We start from the raw sequence: 19,827 nt of genomic DNA, 5'->3' as shown, positions 1-19,827 counted from the left end.
AACATCAGCTCTCCACACTTGTCGCATGGGAACGACGGTCTAGCAGGCTCATCCAACGCACTAAAACGGGCGCATCGCTGTGGCTAATTTCGCCTAACAAGCACCTAAATGCCTCTCTAGCCTGCTGGTCGCTAGGCGCAATACGCGTTAACCAAAACTCCAGCGCCGCTAACTCCTGGTGACGATTACCGTGCTCGCGAGATTGATGAACCGCCATTTCCGCGAGCGCTTTTACCTCATTGGCTGGATGCCCGAGTAAATCGCGCACTTTAGCCAGCTGGGTAGCAAGCTCAGGCAAAAACAGCGTGGTTCGCTCACGCGCAATAACTAAACACTGATCGAGATAATCCTCAGCCTCAGTCAGCTCTCCAAGCTCAATACAGGCATCTGAGTACCACAACACCGGGCGCTGATAACGATCGCGGCCATTGAGCTCAGCCATTTGATCTAAGCTCTGACGTATTTGCGCCAATCCACCTTGATCGCCTGCCAAGGCACGTTGCCACCCCAGCACACCCTGGGCAGAGATCTGCCAAAGCTGTAAGTCCGGCGTTTCCGTCATTGCCGCCGCACGCTCAGCATGACGTGCAGCAAGGTGCACATGACCCAGCTGGCGATAAAGCGCAGCAGCAAACATTAACGCCATCGCTAACGTGCCAGGATGCCCGATTTTCTCAGCTAGCCGAATAGCGGATGAGACATGCCGTTCAGCACGCTGATAATCTCCCCGCAAACAGAGCGCCCACCCCTGGAAACACGCAGCCGTTACCTGCGGGTGATCTGAGAACGGTAGCCACTCAATCATCATCTGGGCGTTAAGTGGATCGATCTCATCGAGATGGTCGTGGGCCTGCTGAATTCGACCCGCCCAATACTCGCACTGCGCCCTGGCATAGTCGGCCAACCGTTGATAGCGGGGGTCTTCCAAGCGCTCAGCAATATCAGACAGAGTAGATGCCAAAGAAAAAGCATCCGCATGGGCATAGCGCTGGCTACGCCCCACCCATAAACCCCATTTGACGAGGAAAATTTGTTCGAGATCTTCTGGCTCATCAGAGGCTTCACCACACGGGTGACGCAACAGCTCTCGGGCACGCACAAAACTCTCATGCGCAGTTGGCGAGCCATGCCCCTCAAGCGCGAAAGCAGCCTGTCCACGCACCGTCAGCAGACTCACTTCCCGCTCTACTGGGTGTTCTACATGGCGCAGACTCGCTAACCCAAAATCTGCCATACGCAGCGCCGTTCGATTGGCGCTCACTTTTAACGCCTCGCGAGCGGCGAGCTCAAAGTAACGAGCGCCACGGGCATAGTGACCGCTGCGGCGCAAATGCGTAGCGAAGTCGCCAGGATGCCTACTAATCCACACCGGGAAGCGCTCTTCAATCAGCGTTACCACTTGCTGGTGTAACTTAACCCGAACATCTCTAGGGCATGAAAGGTAGGCGGCCTCCTGAAGAAGCTGATGACTAAACTGGAACTCGTGTTCACCGCTCTCTTTTTCAACGGACTCAATAATTTCCAGCCGTCGCATATGCTCAACGGCCTGGGTAAGACGCGCCTTGTCCCAACCGCTACACTCAAGCAAAAAGTCCAACCTAAACCGCTTACCTAGCACTGCTGCCACATGGGCTATTTCGCGGTCGCTTTCAAGTTGATCGATACGGCTAGCCAAAAGGCCTAATAATCCCTTGGGCAACTCGTCGAACTGCACGCTGCGACCTTCCCGGCGATCCATATCCAAACGGCGGCAAATTTCTTGCATATACAGCGGCACGCCATCGCAACGCTCAATAATTTGATTGCGCAACCGCGGGCTTAAGTGAATTCTATAGCGTCTTGAAAGTTGAGACAGCAAGCGAGATGACTGCAGTGCATCCAGTTTACTGAGCGAAATTTGCTGGTCCCAATGTAGCTTCACAGGGAGGGGCTCACGGCCGTGGTGACTCGCCACCAGCATAAAGGCCGTGTTGATAGGCAACCGCGCCTGAAGCCCTGCCAATACTTTAAAGGAGGGTTCATCTAGCCACTGCAGGTCATCAATCATCAGCACCAGCGTTTTAGCCCCAGACTGCTGATCGACTAAGCGGTGCAGCAGACGAACTACCAGCTCGACGGCTTCACCATTTTGGGTAAGCTGAGTAATCTCCTGGACATCTCGGACACCAAGCGCCTCTTCAAGCAATTGCTGGCGCTGCTCGTCCAAGGGTTCTATTTCCAGCTGAGCCTGTAACTGACGGATAGCGTCGCAGGTGGGCGCTGCTTCTAAGAACCACGCCACTAAGGTACGTGCAACGCCATAAGGTTCCAGCACCGAAAGGCGCGTGGTGGGTTGCCAACAGATAGCGGCATCGCGGCTAAGCTCTAACTGACGAAACCCCACCATCAACGCGGATTTCCCCATTCCTGAAGCGCCACGTACCAGCACACTCTGACGTAACCCAATACCGGCCCGAGCGAGGGCATCGCGCAACGTACGCAGCGAGGTCTCGCGGCCCACTAGACTTGGCGGCAATGCATCACGACCGCCCTCATTTTGGCCTAACACCAGGGCGCGTAGACGCACACGGCCATCGCTGGCGACCAAGCGCGACACAAGCCTAGGCTGAAGATCAAGCGCAGGCGGCATATGCTGGCTCGACTCTTGGGAAATGACTAGCTCACTACCTTCTGCTGCGCTCATCAGCTCCAAGGAAACCTGAGTAACCTGGCCAAGTGGATCTGCTAGTTGGCGCTCAGGCAGGTACACAACGCGACCACTATGAAGCCCTGCAGCCAGTTCAAACTTGGGCGGTTCGCCCTCTCCGGTCCAGTGCCGTGCCGACTCCTGTGGCAGCGCTTGGCGGCAGTGCTCATATAGAGCCACAAGCTCGGCCAGCTGGTGCGCAGGCCCATGAGTACCAAAACAGGCGAGCCCCAAGCCACCCGTTGCTCCCGGCAACCAGAATCCCCCTAGATGGTGACACTGCTGCTCTAACCAGCGTAGTAGTTCAAGTTGCAGCGCTAAGCAGTTGCGCGTTGCAGCACGCTCTTGCCAATCCCCTTGTAGCCTTAGGCGGATCGCCATGACAGAGAGCTGACGCAGCTCAATCTCATCTTCCCTAAGCGGCTTGCTATCCGCTGCTAACGCGCGAGAAAACGCCCCCTGAGGGCTCATCGCACGCGGGTCATGATGGCCGTCTGACCAGTAAGTGGCTAACTGTAAGAAGCTCGGTTCGGGCTGCTGTCCAGAAAGGGCCAGGAGCTGCAAATAACTGTTGAATTGCTCATGAGCCGCCGCCATTTGATTCTTTTCAGCCAGCTGGCGCACTAAACGCTCGTGGAAAGGCCCATAGCCTGAAAAGCGACTGACCAATCCTTCTAGCATGGGATCAGGCACATCGGCATGGGCTTCTAACACCTGCTCAGCAAAGCGAATCACGCGTTGACGCCACTCATTTCTTACCTGAACCAGCCAGCGCTGGAACTCACTACAGTTAGCAAGCTGCAGCTCTTCAATCAAATCGCCTTGATAACACGCCATTACCGCCTCGAGCGTGGCTAAATCCCGCGGCCCTTCCAACAGTTGCTGTAATTCGTGTAGATCCACCTGCCAATGGTTGGGCAGCTGGAAAGCGATCGTTTGGCGAGATACGTTCAGCACGTGCTCAGCATTATCGCCCATGGACTGACGAAGACAGTGCAGCGCGTGGCGCAGATTGGTTCTGCCGGATGAGAGACCTTGGTCGGGCCAAAGCAATTCAGCAAGCGCAGCGCGATTAACCGGCTGGCGGTGCAACAACAAATAAACCAAAAGGGCTTTAACTTTGTCGTAGCTGAAATGTGTCAGCACATCTTCGCCTTGGGTTAGCGAAAAGTGGCCAAAAAGAGTCAGCTGGTCTGTCGGTTGAGCATCGCGCATGATACACATCCTGCCTGAGGCTAGCGGTGGCTTAAGCTGGCACGCCACTATGAAAACGAAAAGCCGTATCTGGCGAAGTTATCAGCTCCGCTTCACGCGCCACGAAAAAGGCGATTCGATCATCTAACGAATCATCAGTTTGCTGCCGTGCAAGCAATAAATAATCTTCAAAATGGCGCCCTTCCGACTTCACTAGCGTACGGTAAAAGCGCGCTAGCTCTGCATCTAGATATGGAATTAGACGAGCAAAACGCTCACAGCTACGCGCTTCTATTAATGCACCAATGATAAGTACGTCAATTAGCCGTTCAGGGTCGTTGCTGCGTAAATGCTTGCGCAACCCTTCAGCATAGCGAGACGCAGTGAGGTGCTGATAGGCCACGCCCCGTTTTTCCATCAACCCTACCACCTGCTCGAAATGCAGCAGCTCTTCACGGGCAAGTTGTGACATTTTACTGAGCAAAACGGGCTGATCGACATAACGATAGAGCAAGCTCATTGCCGTAGAAGCCGCTTTCTTTTCGCATTGCGCATGGTCAATTAGCAGCGTTTCGGGATTCGCTAACGCCCACTGTAGCCACACATCCGGCGTTGGGCATGCCAGAAAAGATTCAAGACTTTCCGGCAATAGATCATCTGCTTGTAGCCCATGATCCACCGGTTTCAGCGCACTTAGTTGTATCGACATAACACCATTACCAATTTCTTATCACACTATTGTACAACATATTAACGCCACATGGCGTTGTTCCCTTTATAACCGCGTGTGTTTTAACGCCAAATAACAACAGGAAAAGAGGTTATCAGCCGCTATTGAGCGAACCACACGCACGCTTATTTGCGACGTTATTTGCCCAAATGGTGCGACTTTTTCAGCACGCTTTTCACTTCATCAGCAGAAGGTATGGTAACGCGACAGCACCATAATCACACCCGCACGTGGCATGATTCACTCTCCGTAGGTAAAAAACTTACAGTGTATTGGCCTAAAATTTTAAATCGGCCCGTTCAAGAAACTAAATATCAGCTCATCAACATAAAGTACAACGCGCCCAGCCGCTTGTCTCCTTAACATTGTCGACAGTTTGCCGTAGAATCTCAGCCATCCACCAGACGCTGTTTGTCAAGCGTATGTCATGTGTACGGGCGTATATTCAATACCGTGTGAGTATGCGTTCGCCACCACTAGAAGATGAGAGGGCCCCAACGTGCTTGAAGCTTACCGCCAACATGTCGAGGAACGCGCTGCTGAGGGCGTCCCGCCCAAGCCCCTAAATGCTGAGCAAGTCGCTTCCTTAATTGAGCTGCTGAAAAATCCGCCAGCGGGTGAAGAAGAAGTCATTCTTGACTTGATCACCAACCGTGTGCCGCCAGGCGTTGATGAAGCTGCTTATGTTAAAGCAGGTTTCTTAACCGCGATTGCCAAAGGGGAAGCTACCTCTCCGCTAATCGACAAAATTCACGCCGTCAAACTTCTCGGCACCATGCAAGGCGGTTACAACATCGTCTCTATGGTTGAGCTGCTGGACAATGAAGAGCTGGCTCGTGAAGCTGGTGAGCAGCTCAAGCACACCCTGCTGATGTTTGATGCCTTCCACGATGTTGAAGAGCGCGCTAAAAACGGCAACGCCGTTGCTAAAGACGTGATTCAATCCTGGGCTGACGCAGAGTGGTTCCTTTCCAAGCCTGCTTTAGAAGAAAAAATCACGCTGACGGTGTTCAAGGTACCGGGCGAAACCAATACCGATGACCTCTCCCCCGCCCCGGATGCGTGGTCGCGCCCTGATATTCCGCTGCATGCTAACGCAATGCTCAAAAATGAGCGCGAAGGCATCGAGCCGGAAGTCCAAGGCACCACGGGTCCGCTGAAGCAGATCGAAGACGTCAAAGCGAAAGGCTTCCCAGTTGCCTACGTGGGCGACGTCGTTGGTACCGGCTCTTCGCGTAAGTCAGCCACTAACTCCGTACTCTGGTTCTTCGGCGACGACATTCCTTACGTCCCGAACAAGCGCGCTGGCGGCTTCTGCTTCGGCGGCAAAATTGCGCCTATCTTCTTTAATACGATGGAAGATTCCGGTGCGCTGCCGGTAGAAATGGACGTTTCCAAGCTGGAAATGGGCGATGTCATCGACGTTTACCCCTACGCAGGCAAAGTGTGTAAGCACGGCACTGACGAAGTCGTTTCTACTTTTGAGCTGAAAACACAGTTAATTCTGGATGAAGTACGTGCAGGTGGCCGTATTCCGCTGATCATCGGTCGCGGACTCACCGGCAAAGCGCGTGAATCATTAGGTCTTGAGCCATCCGACGTATTCCGCCTGCCTGACCAGCCAAAAGACACCGGCAAAGGCTTTACGCTCGCTCAGAAAATGGTCGGTAAGGCGTGCGGTTTGGACGGCGTGCGTCCAGGCATGTACTGCGAACCCAAAATGACCACGGTTGGTTCTCAGGACACCACGGGGCCAATGACGCGTGATGAGCTAAAAGACTTGGCGTGCCTGGGCTTCCAAGCCGATCTGGTTATGCAGTCTTTCTGCCATACTGCGGCTTACCCCAAGCCGGTTGACGTTGATACGCACCACACTCTGCCCGACTTCATTATGAACCGCGGCGGCGTATCACTGCGCCCCGGTGATGGCATCATTCACAGCTGGCTTAACCGCATGCTGCTGCCTGACACCGTAGGCACCGGGGGTGATTCCCACACCCGTTTCCCGCTGGGCATCTCGTTCCCAGCCGGTTCAGGCTTGGTAGCATTCGCCGCAGCCACCGGCGTTATGCCGCTGGATATGCCGGAGTCTGTACTGGTGCGCTTTAAAGGCGAACGCCAGCCAGGCGTTACCCTGCGCGACCTGGTTCACGCTATCCCGCTTTATGCCATTAAAAAGGGTCTTCTCACCGTTGAAAAATCCGGTAAGAAAAACGCTTTCTCTGGCCGCGTACTAGAAATTGAAGGCCTTGAAGAGCTGACCGTTGAGCAAGCTTTTGAGCTTTCTGATGCGTCTGCCGAGCGTAGCGCTGCGGGTTGTACCATTACGCTGTCTGAAGAGAGCGTTACTGAATACCTGAAATCCAACATCACACTGTTGAAGTGGATGATTGCGAATGGTTACGGCGACGAGCGTACCATTAGCCGCCGCATCGAAGGTATGGAAGCATGGCTTGCTAACCCGAGCCTGATGCGTGCTGATAAAGATGCAGAATACGCCGAGGTTATTGAAATCGACCTCAGCGAGATTAAAGAGCCGGTGCTTTGCGCCCCGAACGACCCAGACGATGCGCGCTTATTGTCTGACGTTGCGGGCCAGAAGATCGATGAAGTGTTCATCGGCTCGTGCATGACCAACATCGGTCACTTCCGCGCTGCCGGTAAGCTGCTTGAGAAACAGCCCGCAGGCAGCCTGAAGACCCGTCTATGGCTGGCGCCGCCCACCAAGATGGACCAGCACCAGCTGACCGAAGAGGGTTACTACGGCATTTATGGCCGTGCAGGTGCCCGCATGGAAATGCCGGGATGTTCATTGTGTATGGGTAACCAGGCACGCGTTGCTGCGAAAAGCACCGTGGTGTCTACGTCTACACGTAACTTCCCGAACCGTTTAGGCGATGGTGCCAATGTCTACCTCGCCTCGGCGGAACTGGCAGCGGTCGCCGCTGTAGAAGGCCGCCTACCAAGCGTTGAAGAGTACCAGCGCTACATGAGCGAATTTGACGCTATGGCGGGAGAGATATATCGTTACATGAACTTCCACGAAATCGAGGAGTATCAAAAAATCGCCTCGAACGTGATTCCGGTTGCCCAAGAAGCTTAAGATCCTTGTTGCAACCGATCTATCGCCGATGCTCGCACCATCGCAGAACAGGTAACAACTACCTTTTTCTGAGTCGATGACCGAACGCCCCGCCCTGCTTACAGGTCGGGGCGTTTTTTATCGCTGAGTCTGTCGCCAAGCCTTAACAAGCAATTTATTAACAAGCTAACTATTGATAGAAAGGAGCATATAATGTCCGCAACAACGATCGTGACCCCGGATTTATGCGATGCCTATCCTGACGTAACTGTTCTTGAACCTATGTTTGCCAACTTTGGCGGCGTCGACAGCTTTTATGGCCCTATTCGCACGGTGAAATGCTTTGAAGATAACTCCATGGTGAAGCAGGCCGTAGCCGAACCTGGCGAGGGCGCGGTGCTAGTCGTTGATGCAGGAGGCTCACATCGTTGTGCCATGCTAGGTGACATGCTGGCCGAGCAAGCCGCTAAAAACGGTTGGGCAGGCGTTGTCATGTTTGGCTGTGTGCGGGATGTCGATATCTTGGCAACGCTGCCCTTGGGAGTACAGGCAATGGGTAGTCATCCACGAAAAAGTGAAAAACGCGGTGAAGGCCAGCGAGATATTGCCGTGACCTTTGCTGGTGCCACCCTGCGACCAGGCCAATGGCTCTATGCTGATAATAACGGCATTATTATTGCGGAGAAGGCGCTCGACCTAGCTGAATAGCGTACCTTGCCAGGCGTGGCAGATAGTGCCACCCTGGTGTCTCACTTTGACATTTTTGTGACCATGCAGCCGTTAAATCAATTAGGTTACGCGTTATTAAAAACCCTTCGTGATCATCTTCGTCCTCTGATTGCGTATCATCTACTCTTTACACTACTCGCCACCGCGCTCTTGGTGCCCTTGATTGCATGGGCGGCTCGGGCCGTGCTGGCTCAGCTTAATCGTGTGGTGATTACTAATGATGCGCTGATTAGCTTGCTGTTTAGCCCTTTAGGCTTAATAGCTATGCTGGTGGGGCTTGGATTTACCTTCTTGCTGATCTATTGGCAGCAAGCAGGGATGTTAATGGTGGCCGTAAAGCCTAAAGACAATCACTACCAGCTTGCGTTTGAAGCACTGTGGCACTGCACAAGACGTTTACACGCCCTAGCCGGCTTAGTCGTCTTACAAGTCGGTACGCATCTACTGCTACTAGCTCCTTTTATGGCTGGCCTTGCTTGGTTGTATGATTTTTGGCTGAGTGGGTTCGACCTCTACTACTTGCAGAAGGCACGCCCCCCGGCATTTTGGTACTTTATAGTCAGTGCGCTTCCTTTGTTAGTTGGCTGGGTAGCCCTTGCCGCATGGCTCTACTTGCGCTGGCTGCTGGCCCTGCCACTAGTCGCGCTAGAGCGCTATAGCCCCTACCAGGCGCTCAAACGAAGCGTTGTATTAACCCGTGGATGGCACCGCTCTATCGGCATAGCGGTATTGACCCTCTTGGCCATTATTATTGGCCTACCTTTCATTGCTACCTGGCTGTTTGACCTGGTCTTTACGCCTCTTCTTTGGTGGTTACCTGAACGTAGCGCGGTACTCATTCCCGCGATGCTTGCGTATTTAACAGGCTATATATTAGTAACACTTACCCTTACTTTTTTAGGTATAGCTACCAACGCACTGCTGTCTGGCTGCCTCTATTTACAGCTAGCGTATCGCGAAGAGCGCCCCTCTCCTCGTTCTGAACAAGCACATCCGGGACGCTGGGCCTGGGCAATCGAACTCAGCGTGATATTAATAGCGGCACTTCAAGCTTGGTGGATTCTCAATAGCTTCGAGATAAGGGATCAAGTAACAGTTATTGCCCATCGTGGCAGCTCCATGGTGGCCCCGGAAAACACTCTGGCTGCTGTAGAGCAAGCATTAACAGACCGCGCTGACTATGTGGAGCTTGATGTACGCCTTAGCGCTGACAATCATGTGCTGCTCTACCATGACCGCACTCTAGCGCGCTTAACCGGAGATTCCCGCGAATTCGGCGATTTAACGCGAGAAGAGCTAAGCCATTTCGACGTGGGCAGTTGGTTTGGCGATGCCTATCAAAATGAAAAAATTGCAGGCTTGGATGAAACCCTGGCGCTAGTACGCGGCCGGGCAGGTTTGATGATTGATATGAAACCCATACCCGGCCAAGAGCGGGCGCTGGCTCGCGCTGTATTGGAAACCTTGGACGCAGAAACGGATATTCGATACCACTGCTGGGCCTCTCAAGAGAGCACATTAATGGCGGTCGCTAACTGCGGGTTACCCAACGCCCTGATGGATATGCGTATAGCCACTATGTCGCCAGACACGGTTAGCTATATCCAACAGCAGACCCCCGAACTACGAGTCACGCTGCTCGCCCAGCTGATACTGCCCGGCAATCTTGATCGCCGAAGCTTTGATGCACTAGGACTCAGGCATAACCGCATAAATCGACGGGAAATCAGCCTAGCCGCGCATTACGGTTACGAAATACACGCATGGACGGTTAATGATACTGCGCGCATGTCGACGTTAATTGATCTCGATGTTGATGCCATCATTACCGACTATCCCAATCGGCTGCGTGCCTTAATGGAAGAGCGCCGCACGTTAAGCGACGGTGGGCTTATGCTCGTGAAACTACGTAATTGGCTGCGAGAGTAGCTGGGGGTAACGAACCACCCAGCTAGCGCTCTACAAGCGGCGGCCTTAAACCGCCGTTTATTCTCTAACTTCCCATTAATCTCCCATCACCACCCCTTCTCGGCGAGGATCTGCACCTCCAAATAACGTTCCGTCGTCTAAGCGCATAATCGCCTGCAGACCACTAGTTAGCTCTCGCTCAGTAACCGTATGCCCGCGCTCGCGTAAATCCTCTATCGTTTCGGCAGGAAAGCGCCCTTGCTCAACAAACACATCGCCACCTAAGGTAATCGCATGAGGTAAATTCAGCGCGGCTTGCGCGTTTTGCCCCCAGTCACGCATGGCCACAAGCGTACGGGCCGTATAATGAATAATAGCGGCCCCGCCGGGGGAGCCTAAACTGGCGACTAACTCGCCGCTCTCTTGGTCAAAAACCAGCGTCGGGGCCATGCTAGAGCGGGGACGCTTACCCGGCTCAACGCGGTTAGCCACCCGTTCTCCATCAATTTCAGGCACGAATGAGAAATCAGTTAGCTCGTTATTGAGCATATAACCGCCGGGAAGCCCCGTCCCACCGTCAGCCAGCATCCGTGAGCCAAAGGCCTGCTCTATAGAGGTTGTCATCGCAATGGCATTACCTTCTGCATCGACAATACTCATATGGCTAGTGCCATACTCGGGCTGCTCAGGCTGGCTTGCAAAGCTAACCGTTTGCTCTCCTGGATTACCCGGCTCAGCGCTGTCGCCCATACTTTCTGACTCAATTAAGGCACTACGACTGGCAAGATATTCCGGCGCTAACATTGATGACCAGTCGCCCCCAGGTGCCTCGACAAATGTGGGATCAGCGATATAACGACCACGATCTGCGAACGCTAAGCGAGACGATTCCAAAAACTGGTGCAACCAGCCGCTGCTGGCAGCAGCATTATCTAACGGGGCTTCTAAGAGAGGCTGTTGATCCAGCATGCCTAGAATCTGCATGACGGTGATATGCCCAGAGGAAGGCGGAGGAAAACCGCATACCTCCCACTGCTGCCAAGGCGTGCACAAAGGCTCACGCTCTAACGCCTGATACTCGCTTAAATCATCGAGCGTCATTGCACCAGGGCGTGCAGGGTGCGTTTGGACACGACTGACTAAGTTTTCAGCAATATCGCCCTCGTACAGCGCTACGCTCCCTTCGCTGGCAATGCGCTGTAAAATAGCCGCTAAGGCGGGGTTCGTCAGTGTCTCTCCTATCGCGATAGGCTCGCCGCTGGCATCGTAATAATAGGCCTTTGCGATCGCATCCTGGCGCAGCGCTTCATCGTTAGCCAAGCTGGTATGCAGACGTTGACTCACGGCAAAGCCCTCCTCAGCCAAGGTAATGGCCGGCTTAAAAAGCACCTCCCACGGAAGCTGACCATGCTCTGCATGAGCTTTTTCAAGCATTTTAAGCGTGCCCGGCACCCCGACGGAAAGGCCACTTGCCACGGCATCCATAAAAGCAAGCGGTTTGCCATCCTCTATAAATAGCTCACCGGTAACCGCTGCGGGGGCCGTTTCTCGGCCATCGTAAGCCTGAACGCGTGCGCCATCGTAGTGCATCAGAAAAGCACCGCCACCGATCCCGCTGGACTGAGGCTCCACCAAGGTAAGCACCATCTGAACCGCCACCGCTGCGTCAACGGCATTGCCACCTGCTCTTAATACTTGATAACCCGCATCGGTTGCCAACGGGTTGGCTGCAGCCACTGCAAAAGACGATGTCGCCCAACCCGGCTTTTCTTCGTATCCTGAACCCACCTCAGGTGTCACAGAGGGAGCTTCGTAGCTAAACCCATAGCTATACAGCGGCAATAGCAATAAACCTGTTAGCGTCACATTTGACTTAATGAACGACATAACTTTACTCCCTGTTAAAACGTCTGGCAGCCCCCGATCAGCACCTTGTGTTTTGCATACCCCTATCTACTTTGATACCGCAAGTACTATGCGTGCCGCGTAGTATTTTAAGCCAGAACACTGAAACGGCTTGCTGTCCAAACCACTAATGAATAGTAGCCTATTAAACGCCTGCGCCCGGCACAATGGCCGGGCGCAGCAGCACTTAGCAGGTTTAGTGGCGTCTAAGCAATCGTTTCTCCCGCCAGCATAAACCACGTCTCCAGTACCGCATCAGGATTTAAAGAAACGGAATCAATACCCTGTTCCATCAACCATTTGGCTAAATCAGGGTGGTCCGAAGGCCCTTGCCCACAAATGCCTACGTATTTTCCTTGCGCTTTACACGCTTGAATGGCCATAGCAAGCAGCTTTTTAACGGCAGGATTCCGTTCATCAAATAGGTGCGCCACAATGCCTGAGTCACGATCCAGACCCAGAGTTAGCTGCGTAAGGTCGTTTGAGCCTATGGAGAACCCGTCAAAGTACTCGAGAAACTCATCAGCCAACAGCGCGTTAGCAGGCAGCTCGCACATCATGATGACTTTGAGGCCATCGGGATTCTCGGGCCCGCCCCGCTTCAGCCCATTAGCGGCGAGCAGCTCAACCACTTCACGCGCCTCATCAGGTGTACGTACAAAGGGCACCATGATTTCGACGTTGTCGAAGCCCATCTCTTCACGCACACGCTTTAGCGCCCGACACTCCAGCTCAAAGCAGGGGCGGAAAGCCTCTGAAATGTAACGAGACGCCCCCCGGAAACCGAGCATGGGGTTCTCTTCGCCAGGCTCATACAGCTTGCCGCCGATAAGATTTTCGTACTCATTCGATTTAAAATCCGACAGCCGCACAATTACCCGCTGAGGATGGAACGCCGCTGCTAGCGTCGAAATACCCTCCACCAGCTTATCAACGTAGAAGCTGACAGGGTCTGCGTAGCCAGCCGTGCGCAAGTCAATGACTTGCTGAAGATCAGCAGGCAACGTGTCGTACTCAAGCAGCGCTTTAGGGTGCACGCCGATCATACGGTTGATAATAAACTCAAGTCGGGCTAGGCCCACACCCGCATGGGGCAGGCTAGCAAAGCCAAAAGCGCGATCTGGATTACCGACGTTCATCATAATCTTAAAGGGAATTTCTGGCATGGCGTCGACACTCGACACCTTACAGTCAAATGCCAGCAGCCCTTCATACACGTGGCCAGTATCACCCTCGGCACACGACACGGTCACATCGATGCCTTCTCTAAGCTGTGTCGTTGCATCACCACAGCCAACTACAGCCGGAATGCCCAGTTCTCGCGCAATAATCGCCGCGTGACAGGTACGCCCACCGCGATTGGTCACAATGGCCGAGGCGCGCTTCATGATCGGCTCCCAATCCGGATCCGTCATGTCGGTAACAAGGACATCCCCCTCTTGGATTTTGTCCATCTCATCGGGAGTAAGCACAATTTTCACGGCACCGCGGCCAATGCGCTGCCCAATGGCTCGGCCGGTAATCAGCGTGCGTCCTTTCTCGCGCAGGTGGAACCGCTCAAGCTTGCCCCCCTCCTGCTGAGAGACCACGGTTTCAGGGCGTGCCTGAACGATATAGAGCTTGCCATCATCGCCATCAAGCGCCCATTCGATATCCATAGGGCGCTGGTAGTGTTGCTCAATGGTCATCGCCTGACGCGCAAGATCCATCACTTGCGAATCACTAATGCAGAAGCGGCCGCGGTCTTTTAAAGGTACATCTACTGTTTCGACCGATTTGCCTGCACTTGCATCCTGACCATAAACCATTTTAATGAGCTTTGAGCCAAGCGTGCGACGCAACACGGCGGGGCGCCCTGCGGCTAGAGTCGGTTTATGTACATAGAATTCGTCAGGATTGACCGCCCCCTGGACCACCGTTTCACCCAGCCCCCAGGAAGCGGTAACAAAGACCGCGTCACGGTAACCAGACTCAGTGTCTAGGGTAAATAGAACGCCCGATGCACCCGTTTCGGAGCGCACCATTTTTTGCACACCCGCCGACAACGCAACGTTCTCGTGGGCATAGCCCCGGTGTACCCGGTAAGAAATAGCACGGTCGTTAAACAGCGACGCAAAAACTTCATGTACCGCATGTTTGATGTTGTTGAAGCCTTCAATGTTCAGGAAGGTTTCCTGCTGACCCGCAAAGGACGCATCCGGTAAATCTTCGGCCGTGGCCGAACTGCGCACCGCAACTTTTAAATTCGGGTGCTGGTTTTGTAGCTCTTCATAAGCACTGCGCAGTGCTTTTTCAAACGCAGGGGGCAAAGGCGTATCGATAATCCACTGGCGGATCATGCTACCCGCCTTGGCTAGTGCTTTAACGTCATCGACGTCTAAGCGCGCCAAGGTGGCGTTAATGCGGTCATTCAGCCCTTCATGGGATAGAAACTCGCGATAGGCATGCGCGGTTGTGGCAAAACCACCCGGCACCGTCACGCCGACACCCGACAAATTGGAGATCATTTCGCCAAGCGAGGCGTTTTTACCACCCACGCGTTCGACGTCTGCCATGCCAAGCTGATCGAACCACAGAATGTACTCTTCCACGCTACCCCCTCGCTTTTAGACTTCTTGGCGACCAAGCGGCCGACACTGAATGACCGTGCCACCCTAGCACTGCGGCGGGGTATTCGCCATTGGTCTAACAGCGAAGGAGGTGGAGGATTTTTACAACAAAGGCGCTTTAAACGCGCTTTCTGTAGTTAAGAACATGTGCTGAGCGCGCCTGCTTACATCGTCAATAGCAGCAATTGCCCACCAGCCGTTGTGCTGCTTCGCTGCCCAGCTCACAATGGTGACCTTCAATAACGACTTTCATTCTTTGGTGGATTTCAACATGAAGCGGACAGCTTTTTTTATTTCTGACGGTACCGGTATCACCGCTGAAAGCCTTGGGCGTAGCTTGCTTGCGCAGTTCAGCGATATCGACATTGAAATGTTTACCAAGCCCTATATTGATACCGTTGAAAAAGCCCAGGCCCTGGCAGAGATCATTGAGTCCACCGCCATACGCAACGGCCAGCGTCCCATCATTATCGATACGATTGTCGATCAGCAGATTCGCGATGTCATTCGCAAAGCCAGCGGCTTCAAAGTTGATATTTTTTCAACCTTTCTGAAGCCTTTAGAGCAGGAGCTAGAAACCCACTCCTCATACAGTGTGGGTAGAACCCACTCTATCGGTAGCGATGCCGTCTATATGGACCGTATCCACTCGGTGCACTTTGCGCTAGATAATGATGATGGCGCCCGCACCCATCAGTACGATAAAGCAGATATTATCTTGGTCGGCGTATCACGTTGCGGTAAAACGCCAACGTCACTTTATCTAGCGCTTCAGTTTGGCATTCGCGCCGCTAACTACCCACTAACCGAAGATGATCTTGACGAGGATGGCAGCTTAAAGCTACCTAAAGTGCTAGCACCCCATCGCCACAAGCTGTTTGGGTTAACCATTGATGCGCGCAGGCTTGCGGCTATTCGAAACGAACGCCGGCCCAACAGCCGCTACAGCTCGATGGACCAGTGTTTACAGGAAGTGGAACAGGCGGAGTCGCTTTACCGCTCACTGAGCATTCCGTTTATTGATACAACGCGCTTTTCCGTTGAAGAAATTTCCACACGGATGATTGCAGAAACAGGCCTAGCGAGGCGCTTTTCGCCCCGCTAGCCTTCGATCACGCTCACATGCCCTTGGGAGCGAAAATCCCGGGGGCGTTACGCCAGTAACCTTTGTAATCCATGCCAAAGCCAAAGACATAACGATCCGCCACTTCAAGACTGCAGTAGTCGGCTTTCAAGCCCGGCACGGCCTTTCTATCGTGCTGCTTATCGACAAGCACTGCCGTTGTTACACTGGCCGCCTGGGCTTCTTCGCAGTATGCAAGAATGGCTGCCAATGTCGCGCCTTCATCGAGAATGTCATCGACAATTACCACATGCCGACCCGCCATGGGAATTTCCGGCGATACCCGCCAGAATAATTCTCCCCCACGCAGTTCGTTGCGATAACGCGTGGCATGCAAGTAATCCACTTCTAACGGAAAACCTAGCCGGGTTAAAAGATGCCCGGTGGTGATTAACCCGCCATTCATGACACAGTAAAAAACCGGCAATTTATCGCCCAAATCTTTGGTAATCGCCTCAGCCATGCGATCTAAAGCGCGCTCTACTTTTTCCTGAGAAATCAGGCAGTCAGCGTTATCCATCAGCTCACGCATCGAATCTAGCGACTCAAGCGTTTCTTTATCCAATTTGGACATTAAATTACTCCAAAACAACGTAAACAGTAACGGGTTATCTACTTTAAACAGCGATGATTAATTAGCGAGTGCTTCTAATTGGGCATGCGTACGCCGCCACCGGCCTAATGCCGATAGCGCATCGAGGTCGGGTCTAGCGCGCCCATAGCGCAACTTGGCGGGGCGCTTGCTTTGCAAGCCCCGACAAGCATCAACCACCTCAAGCGCGGCGGCTCGATCATTACATACCAACAGCATGTCGCAACCTGCCGTTAAAGCGGCGCTTGCCCGCGCCTTCGGGTCTCCTGCCGCATGGGCTCCCGCCATGCTTAAGTCGTCTGAAAATATGCACCCTTTAAAGCCCAGCGACTCCCTCAGCATGCCAAGCCAGTTTGGCGAGAACCCCGCAGGCCGAGTATCAAACGCGCTATAGATGACGTGGGCAGGCATCACCCCATCAAGCTGGCTTGCAAGCTTTGCAAAAGGCACCAGATCGCGCTGCTTAATTAGTTCCAGAGAGCGGTCATCCACAGGGAGTGCCACGTGGGAGTCCGCAGCAACACCGCCATGGCCGGGAAAGTGTTTACCCACGGCCGCCATTCCAGCATCATGCAAACCTTCAATAAACTTATGGCCTAATGCCGCGACATGGGAGGGATCACTGCTGAAGCTACGGTCGCCAATAACGCTTGAAATCCCGCTCTCTACGTCTAATACCGGAGCGAAACTCATGTCTAGCCCGCAGGCGGCCATCTCCATCCCCAGCAGCCAGCCTGCGTCTTTGGCTAATGCTATACCCGCTTCTTGGTCACTGCAGAATAGGTCGCCAATACGCGCCATGGCGGGCATCCTTGTAACACCTTGTTTTAGCCGCTGAACACGTCCACCTTCTTGGTCGATGGCTAGCAGCAGATCCGTGCGCACCCGCCGGATATCGCTGCATAGCTGACGCGTCTGATAGGCATTCTCTACGTTACGCGCAAACAGGATGACCCCGCCCACCGCAGGCTCCCGCAACAGCTGTTTTTCAGCTTTGGTCAATTGCGGCCCTTCAAGGTCGAGCATGACCGGGCCTAGGGATTGAGTCATTGTGATGGATCCAACAAGGAGGGGTGGCAATTTTAGACGATCAATGAGGCGTGTCAAAATTATCAGAGGCATAAACGCAAGCATCGCCTCCATGCAGCCAAACCGACGTACCGGGTCGTGCAAAATGAAAAACCGCTAACAAATCGTCATTGCGTAATCGAATACAGCCATGAGAGGCAGGCACTCCCATCGGCTGATCCGGCGGCGTACCGTGTAAATAAATATAGCGCCGCTGGGAATCCACCTCACCGCCACGGTTTTTGCCCACTTCTAAACCGCATAGCCATAAAATCCGCGTCAATATCCAGTCACGGGTGGGGTGGGTTTCCGCTAGCTCAGCGGTGTACACCTCACGAGTCCATCGACGGCCGCGAAACACCGCATTTTCTGGCAGGCCATCGCCAATCGCTGCCCGTACATAGTGCCAGCCCTGGGGCGTTTGGCCACTACCCTCCTGCTGGCCGACACCAGCTTCCCCCGTTGAAACAGCGCATTCATGGCTCAGTACTCGCCCCTTCCAACAGCGCAGTTGCTGTCTCTGCGTGTCAATCTCTAGCCAGTTATCGTCTAAAGGCGGTAGCTCAGCTAACGTGGGCGTTCTCATACGATCCTTCTTCTGGCGCAGGGGGTAGCGGTGCATGCATCGCAGCCACCACCACTGGGCGTAAACGTCTTACTAGGTCTCTAACGGTGACCTGCTCGTTATAGTCTTTAGCAGCGATATCGCGCAGTGCATCAAGACCCGACAGGGTGAAAATGACTGTACCTAACATGAAGTGTAGCCGCCAAAAGCGCTCGGCATCAGGTAAATCAGGGGTGGCTTGGCGTACCAGCTCAGTGAAGCGAGTAAAGACATCGCCATACTCCTGCTGAATATAGCGCCGTAGATGCCCTTGCGCCTGGCTGTATGCTAAGCCTAGCAAACGCATGAATACCTTTAAGCTATTCCTCTCTGCAGGCACTGCCAGCACCGTTGATGCCATGGTTTCAAGCAGTACCTCCAACGGTATAGGCGCGCCTTGGTAGCGTGTCTCCAGATCATCTAGCGCGGTATGAAACCGTTGTGAAAAAGGCTCCAGGTACCGCGCAAAAACGGCTTGGATAAGCGCTTTCTTAGAGCCAAAGTGGTAGTTGACCGCCGCTAGGTTAACCCGCGCCTTGCTTGTGATATTGCGCAGCGAGGTTTCGGCAAAACCGCGCTCTGCAAATAGCACCTCTGCGGTATCTAAAATACGCGTTACCGTATCAGACTGCGCCATCGCGCCCTCCAAAAAACAGGTGTTTAAAACATCGCAAAATACTATGTCATTAATTCACTTGTCTCAATCCTTTATGTTCAGTCAATCATTCACCAGCAGCCACTATTTTCCTCAAAAATTCAAACGCTAGGGCTGTTTCTCACTTACATCAGCAAACCCTACATCTAGATAAAGCTCAACCATGTACTGGACAGAGGAACATACTGTATACTTAAACACATACTGATTAGCCGACATGTCGCTACTGTCTTTTCATTTTTTGGAGTTTGTTATGTCGCGTCCACTCACAGCACGTCAGCAGCACGTATTTGATTTCATCGTTAAAACGATGGGTGAATTTGGCTACCCGCCTACGCGGGCAGAAATTGCTAAGGCGCTGGGGTTCCGCTCTCCCAACGCAGCGGAAGAGCACCTGCGCGCGTTAGAACGCAAAGGTGCCATCCGGATTATCCGCAATACATCACGGGGTATCCGCTTGCCTAACCAGGACGCTTCAGAGGTGGCGGAAACTGCCTCACCAACGCCTTCAGCGACCAGTGTAGATACCCAACTCATCGGGCTACCGGTCATTGGAGAGGTCGCTGCAGGTAGCCCTATTTTGGCAGCCGAGCACATTGACCGTTACTGCCCGCTGCCCGCAGAGTATTTCACGCCAAAAGCGGACTACCTGCTGCGCGTACGTGGATTATCGATGAAAGACGTAGGCATTCTGGAAGGTGATTTACTAGCGGTACATCGCACTGATCGCGTTCGCGATGGGCAAATAGTCGTTGCAAGGCTGGAAGATGAAGTCACCGTTAAACGCTTTAAGCGCCAAGGCCATCAAGTGACCCTAGTGGCTGAAAATGCCGACTTTGCCCCGATTGAGATTGATTTACGCACGCAGCATTTAGACATTGAAGGGGTCGGCGTTGGAGTCATACGGGGCGGCAACGGGCAGGCATTAGGTTAGCCCCCAAG

General features: G+C 53.5%; 13 protein-coding genes. 5 read left to right on the top strand and 8 right to left on the bottom strand.

Annotated features, from left to right (window positions below):
- Positions 1 to 4: 4 nt before the first annotated feature.
- Positions 5 to 3,901: an AAA family ATPase gene (locus LG301_RS06900; RefSeq protein WP_404474578.1), complete on the bottom strand. Its 3,897-nt coding sequence runs from the start codon at positions 3,899 to 3,901 to the stop codon at positions 5 to 7.
- Between the two features lie 31 nt (positions 3,902 to 3,932).
- Positions 3,933 to 4,589, bottom strand: a complete 657-nt coding sequence (locus LG301_RS06895; RefSeq protein ID WP_404474576.1) for a tRNA-(ms[2]io[6]A)-hydroxylase — start codon at positions 4,587 to 4,589, stop codon at positions 3,933 to 3,935.
- 520 nt (positions 4,590 to 5,109) lie between these two features.
- Here LG301_RS06895 and acnB point away from each other — a divergent pair.
- From acnB to LG301_RS06880, 3 genes are all read left to right on the top strand, one after another.
- Entirely contained in the window at positions 5,110 to 7,713 is a 2,604-nt protein-coding gene (gene acnB, locus LG301_RS06890; protein WP_404474575.1) for a bifunctional aconitate hydratase 2/2-methylisocitrate dehydratase, read from the top strand.
- Between the two features lie 192 nt (positions 7,714 to 7,905).
- Complete coding sequence (gene rraA / locus LG301_RS06885) at positions 7,906 to 8,400, top strand: ribonuclease E activity regulator RraA (RefSeq protein WP_404474574.1); 495 nt, start codon at positions 7,906 to 7,908, stop codon at positions 8,398 to 8,400.
- A 63-nt stretch (positions 8,401 to 8,463) separates the two neighbouring features.
- Entirely contained in the window at positions 8,464 to 10,350 is a 1,887-nt protein-coding gene (locus tag LG301_RS06880) for a glycerophosphodiester phosphodiesterase family protein (RefSeq protein WP_404475197.1), read from the top strand.
- Between the two features lie 75 nt (positions 10,351 to 10,425).
- On the opposite strand, the gene ggt is transcribed toward LG301_RS06880, so the two are convergent.
- Both ggt and ppsA read right to left on the bottom strand, forming a co-directional pair.
- Positions 10,426 to 12,216, bottom strand: a complete 1,791-nt coding sequence (ggt, locus tag LG301_RS06875; RefSeq protein ID WP_404474573.1) for a gamma-glutamyltransferase — start codon at positions 12,214 to 12,216, stop codon at positions 10,426 to 10,428.
- A gap of 224 nt (positions 12,217 to 12,440) precedes the next feature.
- Complete coding sequence (gene ppsA / locus LG301_RS06870; RefSeq protein ID WP_404474571.1) at positions 12,441 to 14,825, bottom strand: phosphoenolpyruvate synthase; 2,385 nt, start codon at positions 14,823 to 14,825, stop codon at positions 12,441 to 12,443.
- Positions 14,826 to 15,114: 289 nt separating this feature from the next.
- Here ppsA and LG301_RS06865 point away from each other — a divergent pair, with 289 nt between their 5' ends.
- The gene (locus LG301_RS06865; RefSeq protein WP_404474570.1) at positions 15,115 to 15,948 is read left to right on the top strand and encodes a pyruvate, water dikinase regulatory protein; all 834 of its coding nucleotides are present in this window, start codon (positions 15,115 to 15,117) and stop codon (positions 15,946 to 15,948) included.
- Positions 15,949 to 15,961: 13 nt separating this feature from the next.
- Here the strand turns inward: LG301_RS06865 and LG301_RS06860 are convergent, their stop codons facing one another.
- From LG301_RS06860 to LG301_RS06845, 4 genes are read right to left on the bottom strand one after another with little or no spacing between them, the layout of a single operon-like run.
- Positions 15,962 to 16,540 carry a hypoxanthine-guanine phosphoribosyltransferase gene (locus LG301_RS06860; RefSeq protein WP_263069130.1) on the bottom strand — a complete coding sequence of 193 codons (579 nt, stop codon included), beginning with the start codon at positions 16,538 to 16,540 and terminating at the stop codon, positions 15,962 to 15,964.
- 57 nt (positions 16,541 to 16,597) lie between these two features.
- The gene (gene nagZ / locus LG301_RS06855) at positions 16,598 to 17,608 is read right to left on the bottom strand and encodes a beta-N-acetylhexosaminidase (protein WP_404474569.1); all 1,011 of its coding nucleotides are present in this window, start codon (positions 17,606 to 17,608) and stop codon (positions 16,598 to 16,600) included.
- Positions 17,609 to 17,648: 40 nt separating this feature from the next.
- On the bottom strand, positions 17,649 to 18,212 hold the full coding sequence (locus LG301_RS06850; protein WP_404474567.1) for a L,D-transpeptidase family protein: 564 nt from the start codon (positions 18,210 to 18,212) through the stop codon (positions 17,649 to 17,651).
- Positions 18,190 to 18,867 carry a TetR/AcrR family transcriptional regulator gene (locus tag LG301_RS06845; RefSeq protein ID WP_404474565.1) on the bottom strand — a complete coding sequence of 226 codons (678 nt, stop codon included), beginning with the start codon at positions 18,865 to 18,867 and terminating at the stop codon, positions 18,190 to 18,192. The genes LG301_RS06850 and LG301_RS06845 overlap by 23 nt, the downstream gene beginning before the upstream one ends.
- A 271-nt stretch (positions 18,868 to 19,138) precedes the next feature.
- Here LG301_RS06845 and lexA point away from each other — a divergent pair, with 271 nt between their 5' ends.
- Complete coding sequence (gene lexA / locus LG301_RS06840) at positions 19,139 to 19,819, top strand: transcriptional repressor LexA (RefSeq protein WP_404474563.1); 681 nt, start codon at positions 19,139 to 19,141, stop codon at positions 19,817 to 19,819.
- Positions 19,820 to 19,827: the final 8 nt, after the last annotated feature.

Source organism: Vreelandella venusta (genome assembly GCF_044809155.1).
GTDB classification, from domain to species: Bacteria; Pseudomonadota; Gammaproteobacteria; order Pseudomonadales; family Halomonadaceae; genus Vreelandella; species Vreelandella venusta_B.
The sequence above is the reverse complement of the archived record's forward strand: the minus strand, read 5'-3'. Positions and strand labels throughout refer to the sequence as shown.

Coding starts and splice junctions, on each gene's coding strand:
- LG301_RS06900 (WP_404474578.1), bottom strand. CDS start 3,901: ATGCGCGATGCTCAACCGACAGACCAGCTGACTCTTTTTGGCCACTTT.
- LG301_RS06895 (WP_404474576.1), bottom strand. CDS start 4,589: ATGTCGATACAACTAAGTGCGCTGAAACCGGTGGATCATGGGCTACAA.
- rraA (WP_404474574.1), top strand. CDS start 7,906: ATGTCCGCAACAACGATCGTGACCCCGGATTTATGCGATGCCTATCCT.
- LG301_RS06880 (WP_404475197.1), top strand. CDS start 8,464: ATGCAGCCGTTAAATCAATTAGGTTACGCGTTATTAAAAACCCTTCGT.
- ggt (WP_404474573.1), bottom strand. CDS start 12,216: ATGTCGTTCATTAAGTCAAATGTGACGCTAACAGGTTTATTGCTATTG.
- LG301_RS06865 (WP_404474570.1), top strand. CDS start 15,115: ATGAAGCGGACAGCTTTTTTTATTTCTGACGGTACCGGTATCACCGCT.
- LG301_RS06860 (WP_263069130.1), bottom strand. CDS start 16,540: ATGTCCAAATTGGATAAAGAAACGCTTGAGTCGCTAGATTCGATGCGT.
- nagZ (WP_404474569.1), bottom strand. CDS start 17,608: ATGACTCAATCCCTAGGCCCGGTCATGCTCGACCTTGAAGGGCCGCAA.
- LG301_RS06850 (WP_404474567.1), bottom strand. CDS start 18,212: ATGAGAACGCCCACGTTAGCTGAGCTACCGCCTTTAGACGATAACTGG.
- LG301_RS06845 (WP_404474565.1), bottom strand. CDS start 18,867: ATGGCGCAGTCTGATACGGTAACGCGTATTTTAGATACCGCAGAGGTG.
- lexA (WP_404474563.1), top strand. CDS start 19,139: ATGTCGCGTCCACTCACAGCACGTCAGCAGCACGTATTTGATTTCATC.